This window comes from Arthrobacter sp. MYb229, from assembly GCF_002975405.1.
Lineage (GTDB): Bacteria > Actinomycetota > Actinomycetes > Actinomycetales > Micrococcaceae > Glutamicibacter.
In genome coordinates, this window is sequence record NZ_PCPS01000002.1 from 255081 (window position 1) to 274483 (window position 19403).

Here is a 19403-nt window from a genome sequence, read left to right on the forward strand (position 1 = left end):
CGGAGTCAGCGGCGAAATCACAGATCCGGGAAATTCCTCCGGACTTGGAGGTACTGTCTCTCCGCTGCTTCCGCAATGCGTCGTTCCACGCTGATTATGCGTTCGCTGGCCTGCCCAGTTTCCGGAGGAAGATCGGGATCCGGGACGACTTTCTCAAGATACGCGCGGGTCATGACGCTGTCCTGATAGTTGCCTAGGATGCGTTGCAGTTTGCGGACCCTGTGGCCCAACGCGATCGCATGTTTGGAGTGGAGTGGAGTGGCGTGCAGCAGTCGTTTAGCGTCCTTGCACAGCCGGTGCAATGTTTCCTCGCGCCCGCGTCCGGATTTGCCTCGCAGCGTGGGTCGGAACGAGGGATCCGCATGCTGGGCCTGGTTGTTGACTAAAGTTGCGATCCTGACGCGGGCTGGCCGGACAACCGGGCCGGCAGCCGGGGGATGATCTCGAAAATGTTCGAGATTCTTCAGGATACGGCGGTAGCGTTTGGAACTCAACTGGTTCCGTGTCCGCTCGTGCCCGGTGGTGTAGGTCGTGTGAAAACCATGTTCGAGTGCTTCGGTAATTTTCGTAGTTTGCCATTCGGCTGGCAGTTCGTTAATGCGCGTGCGAAGCCGATTGAGGGTGACTTCAGCATCCAGGGCGTGGCCCAGAATGCCGGAAAGCCATTTCAATTCCTGACTCAGAACTTGGCAGGGGCCCGTTTCGAAAAGGTTCCCGTAGATTTCTAGGCCCGAGCGCAGACGCCGCGTTGCGGTTCGCATGTCGTGAACTGCCTCGGGGTCTCCAGAATGCGCTATGGGTTATTGGATGCAGAGTTCCGCGAATTGCTTGTGGAAATATAGCCGTGCTGCCCCAAGCATCGATGGCTCTTCTATGTCCGGGAGGTCGGTGCCGCGTGGCCGCACGTGGAGATTCTTGGGCAATGGGAGATTGGACATCAACAGCTCCCCTCACGAGTCCTCGGTCGATAGTCCCAATTCTAGCTGGCGGACATGAACACCGTGGGACTGGGGCCATCGCCTCGAACTATGAGCCCGGGATGATGCCTTCTGGCGTACCAGTCGTACCCGGTAAATCGGCCCCGGCTGTCGACCTTCCGTTCAGGCGAGCCGACCTGATCAGGGAAGATGTCAGGGTTTTTGGGTGCCGTATGCGTGGCGAATCGCTCGCCCAAACCGGCAGCTGCTGCGAACCCGGGTTCGGGTGCTTGCCGACTGAAGAAGAGGCTGCCCCCGAAGGAGTACGGATTATTCCGCAACGGCGACCAGCTGCCGGCCCAGCTCGCGGGCGGCTTCCTGCAACTCCGGCACGGCTGATTTGATAAAGGCTTCGTCTACACGGGTGACTGGCCCGGAGACCGAGATGGCCATCGGAGTCGGTGCCCCCGGGACCGGCACGGCGATGCATCGGACGCCGAGTTCCTGTTCTTCTTCATCGATGGCGTACCCGCGCTCGCGGGTGGCTTCAACATCGGTAAACAACTTGCCCAAGGTAGTAATGGTATTGGCCGTTTTTGGCGGCATTCCGGCCTGGGCGACCAAGCGCTGTACGCGCTCATCATCCAGTACCGAAAGCACCGCCTTGCCGACTCCCGAATTGTGGAGCATGGCGCGCCGGCCTACCTCGGTGATCATCCGCATTGAGTGGGGGGACTGCGCCTGGGCAATATAGGTGACCATGTCGCCGTCGAGTACCGCAATATTGGCTGATTCGCCCAGCTTGCCTACCAGCTCCTTGAGTACCGGGGAGGCCAAGGCGCCAAGTTGGCGATTGGCCACTTCGCCCAGGCGGATCAGCCGCGGGCCCAGCGAGTAGCGGCGGTTGGGCAGCTGGCGGACATAGCCGACGCCGACCAAGGTGCGCAGCAGGCGATGGATGGTGGGCAGCGGCAGGGGAGTGTCCGCGGCCAGCTCGCTGAGCGCCGCCTCGCCTCCGGCGCGGGCGATGACTTCCAGAAGTTCAAAGGCTCGTTCAACGGACTGAACTCCACCGGTAGTGGACTTGCTGGCGGTCTGCGTCATCTGCTGCTCCTTCTAGGGTACTGATTTTGGAAGTAGCTTACGTTTTAGTTCTACGATGCGAAATCCTAGCCCCAAGAATACCCCGAAAATCCCATTTTCTTCCACGATCCGAAAATTAGTGGATAAAAAATCGTGCTTCAGCACACAAAAACCTCTTGCATTTTCATTTTGAGGATAATAGTATCCACTATACGGAAAACTTTTACAGGAGGATCTGATGGCAGCACCAAGCCCGGGATATTCATTGACGCTTCGCGTGGAGACCCCAGCATCGATAACCGCGACCAGTGAACTGGCTGCGGCAGTAGGCTCGGCCGGTGCGCACATCACGGCCTTGGACGTCACCGAATCGCACCATACCCACATGGTGGTCGACGTTTCCTGCAACACCACCGACGTCGCCCACGGCGACACGGTTCGCGATGCCCTGAACAATCTTGACGGGGTGAATGTCCGCAACGTGTCGGACCGCACCTTCTTGATGCACCTTGGCGGAAAGCTCTCGGTGACGCCCAAGGTGGCGCTGCGCAACCGCGATGACCTCTCCCGGGCCTATACCCCGGGTGTTGCCCGCGTCTGCATGGCAATCGCAGAGAATCCGGCAGATGCCCGAAACCTCACGATCAAGCGCAATACCATCGCCGTGGTCACCGACGGTTCGGCCGTTCTGGGGCTGGGCAATATCGGCCCGGCCGCCGCTTTGCCGGTGATGGAAGGCAAGGCCGCGCTGTTCAAGCAGTTCGCCGACGTCGATGCCTGGCCGGTCTGCCTCGACACCCAGGACACCGACGAGATCGTCAACATCGTCAAGGCACTAGCCCCCGTCTACGGCGGGGTTAATCTCGAAGACATCGCCGCCCCGCGCTGCTTCGAGATCGAGGCCCGCCTGCGCGAGGAGCTGGACATCCCGGTCTTCCACGACGATCAGCACGGAACCGCCATCGTGACGCTGGCCGCCCTGGTCAATGCGGTGAAGGTAGTGGACAAGAAGCTTGCGGACCTGCGCATCGTGGTTTCCGGTGTCGGCGCCGCCGGCAACGCCATCATCCAGCTGCTCAAGGCGCGCGGTGCAAGCAATATCGTCGCCTGCGGGCGCAACGGAGCGATCAACCGCAACGAACAGTACACCGATGCGCACCGGACCTGGTTGGCCGAGAACACCAACCCGGAGAACTTCACCGGAACGCTGAAGCAGGCCGTAGTCAATGCCGATGTGTTCATCGGGGTTTCGGCACCGAATGTCCTGGACGAAGAAGATATCGCCGCGATGAACGAACGCGCGATCGTCTTCGCCATGGCCAACCCGGATCCCGAAGTGGATCCTGCGGTTGCCGGTCGCCACGCGATGGTGGTCGCCACCGGACGCAGCGACTTCCCGAACCAGATCAACAACGTGCTGGCCTTCCCCGGATTCTTCCGCGGATTGCTCGACGCTGGCGTTGCCGATATAACCGACGCCATGCTCTTAGCCGCGGCAGATGCCATCGCCGCCCGGGTTGCGCCGGAAGAGCTGAATCCCGGGTTTATTGTCCCTTCGGTCTTTGACCCGCTGGTAGCCGGGAACGTGGCGGCAGCGGTGGTCCAAGCAGCCGGAAAGCAGTAAAACCCACACGTAAATATTGTCGCTGGAACACGACACTGACAGGTTAAGGAGCACCATGACCATCTCAATTACACGAATCCCAGAGGTAAGCGGCGCGGAAGCGATCCTCAGCGCCGAGGCGCTGGCATTCATTGAAAAGCTGCACGAAAAGTTCGCCGGCACGCGCAACGAGCTGCTGGAAGCACGCGGTGAGCGCCGCCAGCAGTTCTCCAAGGCACGCGCCATCGACTTCGACCCGGAAACCGAGGCGGTGCGCACCGGGGACTGGAAGGTCGCCGAGGCCCCTGCAGCCCTGCGCGACCGCCGCGTGGAGATCACCGGCCCGGCAAGCCCGGCCAAAATGGCCATCAACGCGCTGAACTCAGGGGCCAAGGTCTGGCTTGCGGACCTGGAGGACGCCTCGACGCCGAGCTGGTCCAATGTCATCGACGCGATCGCCAACCTGAACGCGGCGGCTCGCGGGGAGCTGTCCTTCACCTCGCCGGAGGGCAAGACCTACGCGTTGCGCACCGACGCGCCACGCGCGGTTGTTGTGGTCCGCCCCCGCGGCTGGCACCTGCCGGAGAACAATGTGCTGATCGACGGCAAGCCGGCGATCGGTGCGCTGGTCGACTTCGGCCTGCACTTCTTCCATAACGCCAAGGTGCTGGCAGAATCGGGCCAGGGCCCGTTCTACTACCTGCCGAAGATGGAGCACTACCTGGAGGTGCGCCTCTGGAACGAGGTGTTCACCTTCGCACAGGCCGAGCTCGGCATCGACTACGGCACCGTGCGCGCCACGATGCTCATCGAAACGATTCCCGCGGCCTTCCAGATGGAAGAGTTCCTCTACGAACTGCGCGACCACGTCTCGGGCCTGAACGCCGGACGCTGGGATTACCTGTTCTCCATCATCAAGACCTTCCGCGAGGCGGGAGACGCGTTCATCATGCCGGACCGCTCGGCCGTGGCCATGACCGCGCCGATGATGCGCGCCTACACCGAGCTGCTGGTGAAGACCTGCCACAAGCGCGGGGCTTTCGCCATGGGAGGCATGGCCGCCTTCATCCCGAACCGCCGTGAACCAGAGGTCACCGCCGCGGCCTTCGCCAAGGTCCGTGAAGACAAGAACCGCGAAGCCACGGACGGCTTCGACGGCTCCTGGGTTGCCCACCCGGACCTGGTGGAAATCTGCAAGGAAATCTTCGACGGCGCATTGGGTGATAAGCCAAACCAGATCGACCGCCAGCGTCCAGAGGTTGAGGTCACCGCCGCGCAGCTGCTCGACGTAGCCAGCGCCCCGGGCGAGGTCACCGAGGCTGGCGTCCGCGCCAACCTGTACGTCGCGGTGAACTACGTGGCCGTGTGGCTTTCGGGCAATGGCGCGGTAGCCATCCACAACCTGATGGAAGATGCCGCGACCGCGGAGATCTCCCGCTCGCAGATCTGGCAGCAGATCCGCAACGAGGTCGTGGCCTCCGACACCGGCAACACCATCACCACGCAGTTGGTCTCCACGATCCTCGCCGAAGAGGTTGAGCGTCTGCGTTCCGAAGTGAACAACGAGGAGCAGTTCGCCGCCTTCTACCAGCCGGCAGCCGAGCTGATCGCGAAGCTGACCAGCGGCAAGGATGAGGACTTCGCTGACTTCTTGACCACCCCAGCGTACGAACTATTGGATAAGGAATTCGTGACCAAGCCATGAGCAATCTCTTCGATGAGTCAACCCTAGCGGCCGTGGAAGCGCGGCTGGCCGACACCGACAGGCTCCTCGCCCACGGCTACCCGGGGGAGAGCGGAGCGCGCCAGCCGGTGCACACCGTGTATGTTCCCGGGGACCGGTTCACCGGCGAGCTTGCCGCGCAGTGGGGCGCCGCAGCCCTCGCGGTCGCCGGCGGTGCCGCGGGACTCGGCGAGCTGGCGGCCACGCTGGGACTCGCCGAGCCCGAGCGGCTCGGTGCCTTGGTGGCGGCCAAGCTAGAGGTTGAACCCATCGAAGATCTGCGCCTCGACTTCGAGGATGGCTACGGCAACCGGCCGGACGCCGAGGAGGACGCGCACGCACTAGCCGCCGCCGACTCGGTATCCGCCGCCGTAGCCGCAGGGCAGGCACCGGCCTGCCTGGGCATCCGCTTCAAATGCTTCGAGGCCCCTACCCGGGCACGCGGCATCCGCACCCTGGATCTATTCATCTCCCGGCTGCTTGAAAACGGTCCGCTGCCCGCCGGGCTGCGGCTGACTCTGCCCAAGGTCAGTACCGTAGCTCAGGTCGAGGCGATGGTATTCCTCGCCGAGAAGCTGGAGCAGAATCATGGGCTCGAAGCCGGAGAGATCCGCTTCGAGGTGCAGGTAGAGACGCCGCAGGTGATCATCGCGGCCGACGGCAGCCACCCGGTGGCGCAGCTGATCCACGCCGGCCAAGGCAGAATTTCCTCCCTGCACTACGGCACCTACGACTACTCGGCCTCCCTTGGCATCGCAGCCGCCTACCAATCGATGGAGCACCCGGTCGCCGACTTCGCCAAGGACGTCATGCAGGTGGCGGTCGCGGGCACCGGGGTGGAGCTATCGGACGGCTCCACCAACATCATTCCGGCCGGAGACCCGGAGAATATTGCGGCGGCCTGGGCTCTGCATGCCCGACTGGTGCGCCGCCACCTGGAACGCGGGATCTACCAGGGCTGGGATATGCACGCGAATCAGCTGCCCACCCGCTACCTGGCCACCTTCGCCTTCTTCCGCGAAGGATTGCAGGCCGCAGCGACGCGGCTGCGCAACTACGTCCACCGGATCGACTCGGCCATCATGGACGAACCGGCCACCGCGCGAGCCCTGGCCCGCTATATCCACCGCGGCGTGAGCTGCGGTGCGGTGGGCGAAGAAGAAGTCCAGGAACTAGCCCAAATCACAACCGCCGAACTCGAAGCAATCGCGCTAAACCGTTCACATGCCTAGGAGGAACATCATGACCGCAGCAGCCGCACAAAAAGCCGCGTACTACACCAACTTCGGCGGCCACCCGCCGCAAACCGACCTGTTGACCGATCGCGCGATCGTCACCGAGGCCTACACGGTCATTCCCAAGGGGGTGCTGCGCGATATCGTCACCAGCGTGTTCCCCGAATGGTCCAGCACCCGCGCCTGGGTGCTGAACCGCCCGGTGGCCGGGGGCGCCACCACCTTCGCCCAGTCGATTCTCGAAGTCTCTCCCGGCGGAGGAGCGGCCAAGCCGGAACCTCAGGCCGAGGTGTCGGGCTTCATCTTTGTGCTGGGCGGCGAATTGACCCTGGTGATCGAGGGCCAAGAGCATGTGCTCGCCGATGGCGGCTACGCCTACCTGCCGGCCGGAGCCAGCTGGTCCGCACGCAACGACGGCGCCGAGGTGGCGAATTTCCACTGGATCCGCAAGCGCTACGAGCCGGTGGCCGGCGTGGCGGCACCGGGGCCGGTAGTGGGCAACGAACGCGACGTGGAACCGGGCGAGATGCCGGGCACCGACGGCAAATGGCGCACCACCCGGATGCTCGACCCGAATGACATCGCCTTCGACTTCGGGGTGAATATCGTGACCTTCGAGCCGGGAGCCTCGATTCCCTTCGCCGAAACCCACGTGATGGAACATGGCCTGTATGTCCTGGAAGGAAAGGGCGTCTACCGCTTGAACGGGGACTGGGTCGAGGTTGAAGCCGGGGACTACATGTCACTGCGCGCCTTCTGCCCACAGGCTTGCTACGCCGGAGGGCCGAGCAACTTCCGTTACCTGCTGTACAAGGATCAGAACCGCCAGGTCGCGTTGTAGGGCATTAAAGAACGCTGGCTGCGGAACTCGTTGAGTTCCGCAGCCAGCGTGAGCCTTGGGCGTGCCGGAGAGAAGTCCCGGGTGCGCGTGGGGCTTGCTACCAAGCAGGCAGGGCCGGGATCGGCCCATCTGCCTCAATGTGCCGCGACTGGCCGCGGGCGAGCCATTCGATGAGGCCTTCGCGGTCCGAGCGGACCTTCAGCGCGCCGTCGCCGATAACCCATTCGTCGCCTTCTTCGGTGACCAGCGTCATGCCCGGGGCGTTCTTCACGCGCATGGTGCGTACCGCGGCCTCCACGGCGTTTTCTTGTGAATCCGGGTCCGCCTCCTCGATGGTCCAGGCGGTGTCCAGATCGTGGTGGTGGATGACGATCTCCGCGATCCGAAGCGCCACGATGGAGGTCGCCGGGATGATCTTGCCGTGCAGATCCACCTCTTCGACCACTAGCTCGCCGGTGAGACGCTCGGACTGCTCGGCAAAGAACGTTGCCGCGTCGCGGAAACCCGCGAGCAGTTCTTCGCGGGGCAAGGCGGCAAGCTCGGCGATTTCTGCGTTGCGCGCCTCGGTGGACGCATAAAGCTGCTGCGGTTCGCCGGTAATGGCCCAATCGATGAGCTTGACCAGGGTGCGGCCGTTGGATGCGAGGTGGGCGATGACATGCGCTCGGCTCCAGCCCTCGCAGAGAGAATCGGCGGCCAGCTCATCGGCGGACAGGGTGTCAATCGTGGCCATCATCATCGAGGTTTCACGGTTGAGTCGGGAGAGGTCTGAATGCAATCGGGCGGTGTTGATCATGCTGTCACCCTACCAATGGGTGGTTTGAAAATGACTCGGAAAACCGATCTATATCGAACGAGTATCGCCGTACCCGTCAGAAGTTTCAGTGCTTGGAGCCTAGCGCTGCAGCTGGATTTGAGTATAAGAAGTCGAAGTTTCAGGAGTAGGGGCTGATGAGTTCATACGCTTCGGTATTGCAATTGAAATTCAGAATCAGACGTACCAGTCCGCCGATCTGGCGCAGGGTTTTGGTTCCAGGTTCGATGCGGCTGGACCAATTGCATCAGGTGATTCAGTACAGTTTCGGTTGGTACGACGCGCACCCGCACCAGTTTGAGCTCAATGGTGTTAATGGGGTGAGCTTCGGTCCGGCTGGTTCCGAGATTAGATCCGATGTTGATGAGTCCACGGTATGCCTCGACGAACTGCTAAGTCATGGGCAGGGCAAGCTCGATTACGTCTATGACTTCGGTGACTACTGGGAAGTCCGTATCGAGCTGGAAGGACTGCCACCGGTCGACGCTGGCCCGTTGCCGCGGTGCATTGGCGGGCGCAGGATGGCTCCACGGGAAGACTCGGGAGGGCCGCTTGGGTGGGCCATGGTGATCGAAGCGCTGAAGGACCCGGATCATCCGGATCAAGCGGAGTACCGAGAATGGCTCTTCCTGCGCGACGGTGAGCAGTTCGATGCTTCGCTTTTCGACAAGCAGCGCGTCAACGAAATGTTTGAGTATGCCCGCTAGCTGCTGACCGGACACATTGAGCCCCTCAGGTAAACGTGTAAAAAATTGGGCGCATTTTTCACGCGTTTACCCGACATGTAAAAAACCTTTACATGTCTTCTTGGGTTCTAGCCTGCCAGTAGCTCGATGAAGCGATGATTGATAAATAGCCACTCACGGCCTAATTTGATCTGTCTTAGTCGCTGATTGGAGCTAAATTCATTCAGCCATTTTGTCGCAGTCGGGCGCGAGATTCCGCAGCGGCTGACTACGTCATTGATTCGGCAATAAGGCTTTTCGAATAAAAGATCAAGCAGTTCCGCATTCGGTCCTGCTGAGGATTCAGTTCGCAGCTCGTCGCGCATGACTAGTTGCAACTCTTGGATGCTGTCAATTAGCTGCAGAGTCTCGTCGGCTGTTACTTGAATGCCCTTGAGCATGTATAGCAGCCAGCCCTCCCAGTCATTGTCCTTGGTGACGGCTAGGAGCCTAGTGTAGTACTCCTCTTTGTTGCGGATGATGTATCGCGATAAGTAGAGAACCGGCTCCCTTAACAGCTCGACTTCAACGAGTAGGAGGATGTTCAAAATACGCCCGGTGCGGCCGTTTCCATCTGAGAAGGGATGGATCGCTTCGAATTGATAATGAGCGGCGCTCATAATGACCAATGGATCAATGTCTGGGTTTTCGTGAATGAAGCGTTCCCACTCGGCCAATTTTTCTTTGATCCGATCCGGGCCTTCGGGTGGTGTGTACCGGGCTTTGCCAGTCACAGGATTTCCAATGTAGGTGCCCGGAAGAGCGCGAACGTCCATGTCGCGGCCCTTGATATTTGTGCAAACTTCAAGCGCGGTCCGAGTCGTCAACGGACGGCTTTCGATGCTTTGAAGTCCTGTGAAGAGTGCCTCGCGGTAACGCAGAGTTTCTTTGGTGTCGGAGGATGCATGAACTTCTGAATCCGCTGCTAAACGAAATAGGTCGTCGGTAGTCGTTACGATATTTTCAATCTCGGAACTCGCTTGTGCTTCGAGCAACGGCAGCGAGCTTATGAGCACACCGGGATTAGGTATACGAAGGACGGCTTGATTCATGGCGGCCAGTGAAGCCCGGGCCTTAGTTGTCGCTTTGAGTACCGGCCGGGTTTCAAGCTCACTTGCGGGAGGAGCTGCTAGATCGTTGAACGGTAGTTCTGCTTTCCACATAGGGACAGTCTATCTAAGCCATCACGAAACGTGTAAAAAAATGTACGTATTTTTTACACGTTTATCTGATATGTAAAAACCTTTACACGTCTTCTCGGCAATTTCCCCGCTGTAGGCCGAATGCCTGGTTTGTCTTGAGACATGGGCCTTTGGGCACACGCCTCCGAGGAGATGTAATGGCTGAGCGAAAAATTTGAGGTGCCGGATTCAATCGCCGCTGCGGCATCGGGCAGACGCTAGATGCGGGCGAACTCGAGCAGATGGCGCTGGCCGAGGTGATCGGGCTTCCTCGCGCACCCAACGCGAAGTTTTGAGTGCTGGTTACGATGCAGTTGAGCCTGGGTTCTGTGGTGCCAGGGCGATCAAGGAATCGGTCGAGATTTGGTTCAAGGACCAAGGTTGACCGGTAAAAGTAAGACTCCCCAGCAATGGCTTGGCCACTGCTGGGGAGCAAATGCGCTTGTAGGTAGGTTATCGCTGGGTTTCTTCGGGACTGACTTCTGTTGCCGGACCATCGGGGGTCGCCCCGCCTTCGTCGGTCCAGTCATGTCCCGCTTCATCGGAAAGCGCAGGATCCGAAATGTGATCCTCCAGCGTCTTATCCGAAATATCGGTGGAATTCGTTGGGACGTTTTCGTTCATATCTTCTCCCTTTACTCGAACTTCCGCCACCAGCCACTTGCCTGCCAATAATGGCCAAGGACTAAGGGGCCGAGCGATCCTTACTCGGCCAATGTAGCACCAGAAGCGCCGGTACGCGAGCGGTTTGGAGCAAGCTCCCAGCTAACTTATTAAGTACCTTCGGATGGGGCTGGATGATTCCTCTTGGTAAGCGGGCACTTGGGTGCAGAGCGATTTTGCTGCCCCGAGTCTCCAGCGGCTCGGCGCAGGAAGTCGCCGGACTGGCAATCCAGGAAACGGCAACAAGAGACGAAATCGAAAACCTTATCGTCAAAGTGTGGCCGTCTTTGGGGGCGGCTTGAGAAATTTACCTTGGGCTTTTTAGATCCAGCGTTCACCTATCGGTGGTCATGGGTTCTCAACGAGCTCTGCCATCCCGTCTGCAAGATTGGTCGCCCGGCGCAGCAGCCCCTTCATGACCAGCATCAGGAGAACGAACGCGCTTCCGCAAGCCGTGAGGGCGGCGATCGCCAGTGCAACACCGGGGCCACCCGCACCTACCCCTCCGAGTAAGTGGACGCCAAGAGATAGGGCCAGAAATGTGGCCACGGCGATCGACGCGATGATGGTGTTGACCCAGCCGAAGGCCCGCAGGGTGAAGATGGTCCGGCGTTCCACCATGGTCAGCAACTTCCAGATAGCAGCCATTGAGACCTGCAGGCAGGCAATTGCGACTATGACCACCACCGTATAGGGGGTGGCCAGGAATGCGACCTCGGGAAAGAGTGCGGCATTCTGCGCCGCAAGCGTAGGCACGACCCACGCTTGCCACAGGAGTCCGCCGAGAAAGATCAGAATGAGGAATGCTCGAAGCAGGGCAACCGGCAACTTGTTCATAGATTGATTATCAACATTTAACTATCGAATATCAATAGATTTTGTATCCGGGGTACTTCAGCGCCCCGACGAGACTTTGGCTGATCTCGGCGGAGTCGCCGCGTGGGAGAGAGCGGCGGAAATTATCAACGATTGAGGTTTCACATATTTTGAACGCTCGAATGATGGGGATAGAAGCGGAAAAGCGGCCCTCAGTCGCTAGCTCGTCGGTTGATGCGTGAGGCCGCCGTGCCGAGTGTTGCTGATTGATGTCCTGGAGCCTGTTGCCGAACTGACCGGTCTTTGCCGTTCGCAATCGCAAGAGCCGGATTTTCCAAGCTGCTCTGGTGCTGTGCAGAGTCGATGGTCGTGTCCTTGCTCGGCCAATGCCCCTCCGCAAAAGGCACGTGCTCTACTTCGGCCAAGCCGTGCCAGCGCCCGTTATTGCTGCAGTGGTAGCTTGGAGGGAATCAAGGAATACCAAAAACCTTGGTCTTCCTCATCTCCCGGAATACGGGACGCCAGATTAGGGGCATGCGATGACAGCAACGCCAGAAACCGACATGAGCAATCTTGGGATTGCCTCGCGGGCGGCGCTCAGGCCAATTTCCGAGATCGCCGAGTCGGCGGGGATCCCTGAAGCCGCAGTTGAGTCCTATGGCAGGTACAAGGCCAAGGTCGACCCGTCGCTTTTGACTGCTCGTGGTGTCCGCCCCGGAAAGGTCGTTCTGGTCAGCGGAATTTCCCCGACGCCCGCAGGGGAGGGGAAATCCACCATGGTGGTGGGTTTGGGCGATGCGCTGGCGGCCACCGGGGCCAAAACCATGATCGCCTTGCGCGAACCGTCCATGGGCCCGAACTTCGGCATGAAGGGCGGGGCCACCGGTGGCGGTTACTCCCAGGTGCTCCCCATGGATGAGATCAATATGCATTTCACCGGGGATTTCCACGCCATCACCAGCGCCAACAACCTGTTGATGGCGCTGCTCGACAATCACCTGCACCAGGGCAATGCCTTGGGCATCGATCCGCGGCGCATCACATTCAAGCGCGTTTTGGACATGAACGACCGCGCGCTGCGCCACGTGGTCATCGGCCTTGGCGGAGCGACCGAGGGAATCCCGCGGGAAACCGGTTTTGAGATTACCGTCGCCTCCGAGGTCATGGCGGTCTTCTGCCTGGCCACCGGGCTAGAGGACCTGCGCGCCCGGCTTGGCCGTATGACCATCGGATACACCTATGACAAGGCTCCGGTCACCGTTGATGACCTGGGCGCCGCTGGCGCCATGGCGATGCTGCTCAAGGACGCGATCAAGCCCAACCTGGTCCAGTCCATGGGCGGCACGCCCGCCTTCATCCACGGCGGGCCGTTCGCCAACATTGCGCACGGCTGCAACTCGGCCATCGCCACCAACACCGCACGCGCGCTGGCCGACGTCGTGGTGACCGAGGCAGGCTTCGGTACCGACCTCGGTGCCGAGAAGTTCATGGACATCAAGGCCCGCTATGCCGGGTGCGACCCCGACACGGTGGTTATCGTCGCCACCATTCGCGCGCTGAAAATGCACGGGGGAGTTCCCAAGGGCGAGTTGGGCAAGGAGGATGTCGCGGCCGTGCGCGCTGGTTTATCCAACCTCGCGCGGCATGCCTCGAACATCAGGAAATTCGGCATCCAGCCGGTGATCGGGATCAACCGGTTCACCGCGGATACCGAGGCCGAACTGGCTGTGGTCACCGGATGGGCCGAAGCGCAGGGCGTTGAATGCGCGATTGCCGACGTCTGGGGCCATGGCGGCGCGGGGGCCGGCGACCTGGCCTCCGCGGTCTTGCGGGCCATCGAAGCGCCAAACAATTTCGCTCCGCTGTACGAACTGGAGCTGCCCATCGAGGAAAAGATCCTGACCGTGGTGCGCGAGATCTACGGGGGAGCGGATGTCGAATACTCCGCCAGCGCACGGCGGATGCTCGAGCAGATCCACGCCAACGGCTGGGACGACCTGCCGGTGTGCATGGCCAAGACCCAGTATTCCTTCTCCGACGACCCCAAGCTCCTGGGCGCCCCGGAGGGGTTCACCTTGCAGGTCCACGAGCTGATCCCCAAGACTGGCGCAGGCTTCATCGTGGCCATCACCGGGGCGATCATGACCATGCCGGGCCTTCCCAAGGTTCCGTCAGCCATGCACATGGACGTCGACGGCAAAGGGAACGCCGTGGGGCTGTCGTAGGACAGCTAGCCGGAGAATGCCCTATTTCCGCTCTGGAAGCGCCTAACCCACGTAGCCTTGAAACAAAGATGTCCAAGCGCGTGAGGGAGACCCGGTGGCCAAGAAGAAGAAAAAGCAAGTAAAGCAGGGGCACCCCGGACGTGTTCAGGCACCGGTGGTGTCCATGGGGCGAGTGAGAGTCGACCGCGGGCTGGATGCGCTGTCGCCTGAATTCGTGCGTTGGTATGGCGAGCGGCGGCAAGATTCGGAAACCGCCTTGCTTGCCTTGGCGGCCGTGCGCGAAACGCTGGGCATGTACGCCGAAGTCGTAGGACTGGAATCCGTCACCGAGTTCAACGCACCCAAGCTGTTCGGGGTGTTGAACTCCATGATCGAGTTCGAGGAAGCCGAAGAGCCGGAAGATCTCTCCGGGGAACTGCGCATGGTGCTCTACATGGCCTGGGCAGACTACCTTGATTTTATCGAGGATACCGGCCGCTGGACCCAAGACCTCGCCGAGCTGAGTTGGCTGCGCGGCAATCTGGAGACCGCGGCTCCGTTCAGCGCAGACGCTCTTTCCGCGCCCGGGAATCCTGGTGAGCTCGAAGAGCAGGCGCTCGCCGAACTGCGCCAGCTTCCCATCGTGGAATTGGCCCATGGCCTGGCCCGCTGGTGCCTTGGGAAGGGCGCCGCCGAATGGGGCGCCGGCCCGGGAGAACAATTCCTGGCTTCCGCTGCCAAGGCCTTGGAGGGCGAACTTCCCAAGGGGCTGGACGAGGCGCAAGCCGAGCTGGTGCTTTCCCTGGCCATTGCTTCGCTCGCGGTGGCCGGCGTCATCACCCTCGAAGCGCACGCGTCGCCGAAAGCCGGTCCGGCCGCCGGGGCATTCCAGAAGTCCGAGGGGCAGCAGGCGTTTTCCGCGAACTATGTTTTCCTGCAGGCATTCCTCGATCTCTTCCTCGAAGCGCCCGAGGACGCCGATGAAGAAACCCTGGAAGCCTGGGGACTGTCTAATCTCTGGTTGCTTGAGGCCATTGAAGGATCCGCGCATCGGGTGGCCGAGCCGCGAGATGAGCAATGGTCGCCGGCGGCCTGGGAACAGGCCCACCAGCGGCTGGGCGAATTGCGGTTCCTCGGTTTGGTCGAGGAAGGTGAGCACTACACGCTCCCACGTCTCGTCGCGGCGACTCTCACCGATCTGGATGATGAGCTCGATGAGGAAGATCTGCAAGACGAAGAGCTGAACGCGCTGTTCGGCTTCGATTCGGAAGAGCCCAAACGGGAAAAGCGTGCCGAACCATTTACCGGCAAGGTGCTGCAGCTGAAGCTGGGTCTGAAAGACGCCAAACCGCCGATCTGGCGCCGGGTGCTGGTGCCAACTGACCTGCACCTGGGCGACCTGCACGACATCATCCAGGCAAGCTTCGACTGGTACGACGGGCATCTGCACGAGTTCCGCTCGGGCGGATACGGCGGCACCAGCTACGGACCCGATATCGAGCAGATGGAGTTTGACGAAGACGAATCAGGCGTCCTGATTTCCGAATTGCTCAAAGCCGAAAAGGACCGGCTGGACTACGCCTATGATTTCGGGGATGGCTGGGAGATCCGCATCGAGGTGGAACAGGTGCTGGAATCCGCGGCCGGGGCGCTGCCGCGCTGCACCGGAGGCCGGCGCATGGCACCGCTCGAAGACAGCGGCGGCACCTGGGGATGGGCGGAAAAAGTCGCCGCCATCGGCGACCCCGCCCATCCGGAACACGGGCAAGTCATGGAATGGCTCGAAGGCATGGGCCTGGACGAGATTGATCCGACGTCCTTCAGCATGCAGGAGATCAACGAAGCGCTAGACCAGGAGTTCTAGCCCAGGCTCGCTCAGCCGCACAAGCTTTGGCTTGCCTTGCGGTTGGTCGTTTTGACCGGAGCCTTTTCGGCTCCCTCGATCTCAAGGTAGTCCTGGCCGAGGAGCAACTGGACGCCTTCTATGGGCGCCTTGACCGGACGAAGATCCAGGTCTAGTTCCTTGGCCAAGGCCTTGGCCGTCTGCCGGGCTTCCTGGGTGTCGGCGGCCAGCAGCCGCGTTGCCGCCTGGGGAGCTTCGGCGGTATCAATTTCGGAGATCGAGAAGCCCTGCGCGGTTGCTTTGGCAGCGAACTGCGATGCCAGCTGATTCACTCGCGCGCCGTTGGTGATTCGCACGGCAGCCTCGCGCGAGCTGGCCGCTGGCGCCGCTTCTGCTTTCGAGCTCTCTTTATCGCCTAGATTTACCGGGGTGTCTGCGCTCAACCGCTCGAAGATCGTGGACGCCTCGGGAGCGGGGACAACGCGGTTGCGGTTCTGCGGAGCCGGCTGCCAAGGCATGGTCATGAAGGTGATTTCCCCGGTGGGCACCGCTTGGATGCGGGTGGCCAAGGAGGCCAGATTGGCCAGCGAGCTGAGTCCCGGATCAACGGTCATCGATGAGGTGACCGCATCCAGGAAGGAATACAGCCGGTCCGGCCGGGTGAGCGTTTCACGACTCGTGGCCCGTTGCACGACGGCCGACATCACCATCTGCTGATGGCCCAGGCGGGCGATATCGCTGCCGTCCCCGACCGCATGCCGGGTGCGGGCCAAGGCCAGTGCGTCTTCTCCCTTGACCGTTTGGTTGCCCGCCGGGAGATCCAGATTCGCCTTGGGGTCCTGCATCTGATCGGCTAGGCACACGTCGATGCCGTCGAGCGCGTCAACGATGGAAATGAAGCCCTCGAAATTGACCTCGATGAAGTGGTCGAGATCCACGCCGGTCAGGGATTCAACGGCGGCGACCGAGCAGGCGGGGCCGTAGTTCAGTGCCGAATTGATCATCCCGTGACCGCCTGCGTAATGTCCGTGGCCGGTATCCTCGCAGGCGGGAATCTCGAGCAATGTATCGCGCGGGATCTGTACCGCGTCGATGCGCTCATTGCCGGCAGCCAGGTGAACGAGCACCATGGAATCGCTGCGCGCCGATCCGTTGTCCTTGCCGAAATCCGTTGAGCTGAAGGTCCGGCTGTCCGACCCCAGCAGGAGGATGTTCATGCCCCGGCTGGAATCGGGTACCCGCTGCTCCGTGGCGCGCATCGCGGCGGTGGAGATATTTCCCTGAAGCCGGAACCAGGCGGCTCCGACTCCGACGACCAGTGCCAGGACCAGCGCCGCGGCGATGATGCGAAAATTGCGCTTGCGTCGCGGAGAATTTTTCCTGGTGGGCGTTGCGGGCCGCTGATGGGTCATAGCTCAGGTCTCCTGCGAAAGTCAGGCGGGAATATCTACACCAGCCGACCATGCAAGGCACGGACCGCGCCAATAGCCAAAGTGCGCGGACCCATGTATTTTCCCTATGGATCTGCCCGCCACCCCGGGCTTTCCGCGGGAGCGCAGATTCCGCGAGATCTGCGTCTCACAGGTGATCCAGGAACTCCTCCAGGGCGGGGTTCTTGAACGAGTCCTTGCGGAAGATCGCACCAATGGGCCGTCCGGCATCGGCGGCCAAGGGAACCTGCAGCCCGCCGAAGACTTCGGCGGTGCTGGCCAGCACCTGGGGAACCATGGTGATTCCGCCAACGGCGATGCTCAGCTGGACCAGAGCGTCGCGCTGCGTGGTGGTGATGATGCGTGGCGCGGTGGCGCCGAGATTTCGGTAGACCTCATCGGTGATCAGCCGGGTGGAAGTCCCCTGCGGCAAGGTGACCAGCGTGAGCCCGCCGAGCAGTTCGGAGTCCAACGCAGTGCGCACGGTATGCGCTAAATCGGTGGAAAGGACCGCCGTAAACCTTTGCTTGCGCACGAAGCGCGTCTGAAGGTCGGCGGGGATCCGCTCGTCCACGCCGAATGCGAGATCTGCGCGTCCCAGGCGTACCGAGTCGATCAGCTGTTCGTGATCCTCGACGCTGACTATTTCGATTTGGATCCCGGGGTGATTGCGGTGGAACGGGCCGAGATATTCCGGAAGGACTCCGGCAATGAGCGAGGGCAGGCCCGCGATGCGCAATGAGCCCGAATCCAGCGACCGGGTTGAGGAAGCCAGCGCGTCGATCGAGGAGATCTCGCGCAGGGCTCGCCGCCCGGCCGGGATGATGCTCCTCCCGGCTTCGGTGAGCAGCATGTTCCGCCCCGCGGCCCGGAAGACCGGCATGCCCAGGGTCTGCTCCAACGCTCGAATTCTGCGTGACAGCGAAGGCTGGGAAATTCCGAGGATATCCGCCGCGGCGGTGAAGGATCCATAGTCCACCACGGTGATAACGGCCGCAATCTGAGCTAGGGAAATATTGCTGGAGTTGAGGTGAGTGGCCATGAATCGGAGGTCCCTTTGAACTATGACTGCATCTGGCGTGATTGCAGGGAAACGCTAGCATGCTCCGGGGCTCCACCGAGCTCCAACACCTGCCTGCGGCATTATCTGGGGGAAGGCGCAGGAGCGTTGGCGGTGCCTGTGGTGGAGGCGCGGATGACCAGCTTCGGGGTGAAGACAAACTGCTCGCGGACCGCATTTTCGCCCGCTTCGGCTTCGCGCAACAGGACATCGACCGCGGTGCGCCCGATTTCTTCGGCCGGCTGGCGCACGGTGGTGATCGGGACGACCGCCGACTCGGCGAAAGCTATGTTGTCGTATCCGACCAGCGCAATGTCCTCTGGAACCTTCAGCTTCCCGGACATCACAAATGCCTGCAGGATGCCTAGAGCCAGTAGGTCGTTGGCGGCAAAAACACCGTCCGGGCGTTGCCCGGGCGCCATGGCCACGATGCGTTCTCCGGCGGCGCGGCCTTCGATGACGCTCAGCTGCTTGGTTGGCAGATATTCGAGGGATGCATCCGAAGCGCCGGCGATGACCGACTGCGCGCCTTCCAGGCGATGCCGGACCTGTTCGATGCTCTGCGGCCCGCCGACGAAGGCGATGCGCTTGCGTCCCAGCTCGACAAGGTGCTGGACGGCGATTCGGCCGCCCTCCACGTCGTTGACGGAGACCGAGGAGAAGCTGCGGTCGCCGCTTCCGCGGTCCACCAAGACCACCGGGGTGCCGGATTCGCGGATGCGCCAAAGCCGGCTCAGATCGCTGTGCATGGGGGAGATGAGCACCCCCGCGACGCGCTGCTGGTCAAATAGGTCAAGCAGCTGCTGTTCGGTGGTCAGCGAGCTATCGCTGGCGCCCATCAGCACCGTGTAGCCGTTTTCCAGGGCTCGGTGCTGGGCTCCCTGGGTGACGTCCATGAAGAACGGGTTTCGGGCATCGAGGATCACCAGCCCGAAGCTGCGGCTGTGCCCGGCCCGCAGCTGGCGGGCGGCGTCATTGCGCACAAATCCGAGCTTGTCGATGGCCTCGGTGACCTTGCGAACCGTCGCCGGTGCGACGACCTCTGGGCGGTTGAGTACGTTGGAGACCGTTCCGACCGAAACACCTGCCTCGCGAGCGACTTCCTTCACGCTTACCGACACGTAGTTTCCCGCCTTTGCCCCGATGGTCTTCTCCCGAGTATATCGTGCGGCGCCCGCTCGGCTTGCCACAGGGCGCGAGATTGAATGGATTCAATTAATTTTGGCAGATTTTTGGATTCTGCTTGAACTTGAGCCATGTTCTGG

The 19403-nt window shown here is 61.4% G+C and carries 16 protein-coding genes; 7 read left to right on the top strand and 9 right to left on the bottom strand.

The window, feature by feature from the left end; genetic code table 11:
- Positions 1-17: 17 nt before the first annotated feature.
- The gene (locus CQ019_RS07700; RefSeq protein WP_258133645.1) at positions 18-797 is read right to left on the bottom strand and encodes a CHAD domain-containing protein; all 780 of its coding nucleotides are present in this window, start codon (positions 795-797) and stop codon (positions 18-20) included.
- A 450-nt stretch (positions 798-1247) separates the two neighbouring features.
- Positions 1248-2021 (bottom strand): IclR family transcriptional regulator, encoded by a 774-nt coding sequence (locus CQ019_RS07705; protein ID WP_105553964.1) that lies wholly within the window; start codon positions 2019-2021, stop codon positions 1248-1250.
- A gap of 217 nt (positions 2022-2238) precedes the next feature.
- Here CQ019_RS07705 and CQ019_RS07710 point away from each other — a divergent pair, with 217 nt between their 5' ends.
- Genes CQ019_RS07710 through CQ019_RS07725 form a run of 4 tightly spaced genes read left to right on the top strand, consistent with a single transcriptional unit; the run spans position 2239 to position 7402 of the window.
- Positions 2239-3624 carry an NAD-dependent malic enzyme gene (locus CQ019_RS07710; RefSeq protein WP_105553963.1) on the top strand — a complete coding sequence of 462 codons (1386 nt, stop codon included), beginning with the start codon at positions 2239-2241 and terminating at the stop codon, positions 3622-3624.
- Positions 3625-3679: 55 nt separating this feature from the next.
- On the top strand, positions 3680-5308 hold the full coding sequence (gene aceB, locus CQ019_RS07715; RefSeq protein WP_105569364.1) for a malate synthase A: 1629 nt from the start codon (positions 3680-3682) through the stop codon (positions 5306-5308).
- On the top strand, positions 5305-6558 hold the full coding sequence (locus CQ019_RS07720) for a DUF6986 family protein (RefSeq protein ID WP_105553961.1): 1254 nt from the start codon (positions 5305-5307) through the stop codon (positions 6556-6558). The genes aceB and CQ019_RS07720 overlap by 4 nt, the downstream gene beginning before the upstream one ends.
- 10 nt (positions 6559-6568) lie before the next feature.
- Positions 6569-7402: a bifunctional allantoicase/(S)-ureidoglycine aminohydrolase gene (locus tag CQ019_RS07725; protein WP_105553960.1), complete on the top strand. Its 834-nt coding sequence runs from the start codon at positions 6569-6571 to the stop codon at positions 7400-7402.
- A gap of 97 nt (positions 7403-7499) precedes the next feature.
- Here the strand turns inward: CQ019_RS07725 and CQ019_RS07730 are convergent, their stop codons facing one another.
- Positions 7500-8198 carry a maleylpyruvate isomerase family mycothiol-dependent enzyme gene (locus CQ019_RS07730; RefSeq protein ID WP_105569365.1) on the bottom strand — a complete coding sequence of 233 codons (699 nt, stop codon included), beginning with the start codon at positions 8196-8198 and terminating at the stop codon, positions 7500-7502.
- A gap of 155 nt (positions 8199-8353) precedes the next feature.
- Here CQ019_RS07730 and CQ019_RS07735 point away from each other — a divergent pair, with 155 nt between their 5' ends.
- Entirely contained in the window at positions 8354-8923 is a 570-nt protein-coding gene (locus tag CQ019_RS07735) for a plasmid pRiA4b ORF-3 family protein (protein WP_105553959.1), read from the top strand.
- A gap of 107 nt (positions 8924-9030) precedes the next feature.
- Here CQ019_RS07735 and CQ019_RS07740 read toward each other — a convergent pair whose 3' ends face one another.
- The 3 genes from CQ019_RS07740 to CQ019_RS07750 form a co-directional block, all read right to left on the bottom strand.
- On the bottom strand, positions 9031-10104 hold the full coding sequence (locus CQ019_RS07740; protein WP_105553958.1) for a Fic family protein: 1074 nt from the start codon (positions 10102-10104) through the stop codon (positions 9031-9033).
- A gap of 471 nt (positions 10105-10575) precedes the next feature.
- Positions 10576-10746: a hypothetical protein gene (locus tag CQ019_RS18475; protein WP_170947924.1), complete on the bottom strand. Its 171-nt coding sequence runs from the start codon at positions 10744-10746 to the stop codon at positions 10576-10578.
- Between the two features lie 387 nt (positions 10747-11133).
- Complete coding sequence (locus tag CQ019_RS07750) at positions 11134-11622, bottom strand: DUF2975 domain-containing protein (RefSeq protein WP_105553957.1); 489 nt, start codon at positions 11620-11622, stop codon at positions 11134-11136.
- A 518-nt stretch (positions 11623-12140) separates the two neighbouring features.
- Between CQ019_RS07750 and CQ019_RS07760 the strand changes: the two genes are divergently transcribed.
- Together CQ019_RS07760 and CQ019_RS07765 are read left to right on the top strand one after the other, a co-directional pair.
- Entirely contained in the window at positions 12141-13826 is a 1686-nt protein-coding gene (locus CQ019_RS07760) for a formate--tetrahydrofolate ligase (protein WP_105569366.1), read from the top strand.
- A 94-nt stretch (positions 13827-13920) separates the two neighbouring features.
- Positions 13921-15669, top strand: coding sequence for a plasmid pRiA4b ORF-3 family protein (locus CQ019_RS07765; protein ID WP_105569367.1), 1749 nt, complete (start codon positions 13921-13923; stop codon positions 15667-15669).
- Positions 15670-15680: 11 nt separating this feature from the next.
- Here the strand turns inward: CQ019_RS07765 and CQ019_RS07770 are convergent, their stop codons facing one another.
- From CQ019_RS07770 to CQ019_RS07780, 3 genes are all read right to left on the bottom strand, one after another.
- The gene (locus CQ019_RS07770) at positions 15681-17060 is read right to left on the bottom strand and encodes an LCP family protein (RefSeq protein ID WP_105569368.1); all 1380 of its coding nucleotides are present in this window, start codon (positions 17058-17060) and stop codon (positions 15681-15683) included.
- A 166-nt stretch (positions 17061-17226) separates the two neighbouring features.
- Complete coding sequence (locus CQ019_RS07775) at positions 17227-18120, bottom strand: LysR family transcriptional regulator (protein WP_105553953.1); 894 nt, start codon at positions 18118-18120, stop codon at positions 17227-17229.
- Positions 18121-18221: 101 nt separating this feature from the next.
- Positions 18222-19259 (bottom strand): LacI family DNA-binding transcriptional regulator, encoded by a 1038-nt coding sequence (locus tag CQ019_RS07780; protein ID WP_105569654.1) that lies wholly within the window; start codon positions 19257-19259, stop codon positions 18222-18224.
- Positions 19260-19403 lie beyond the last annotated feature (144 nt).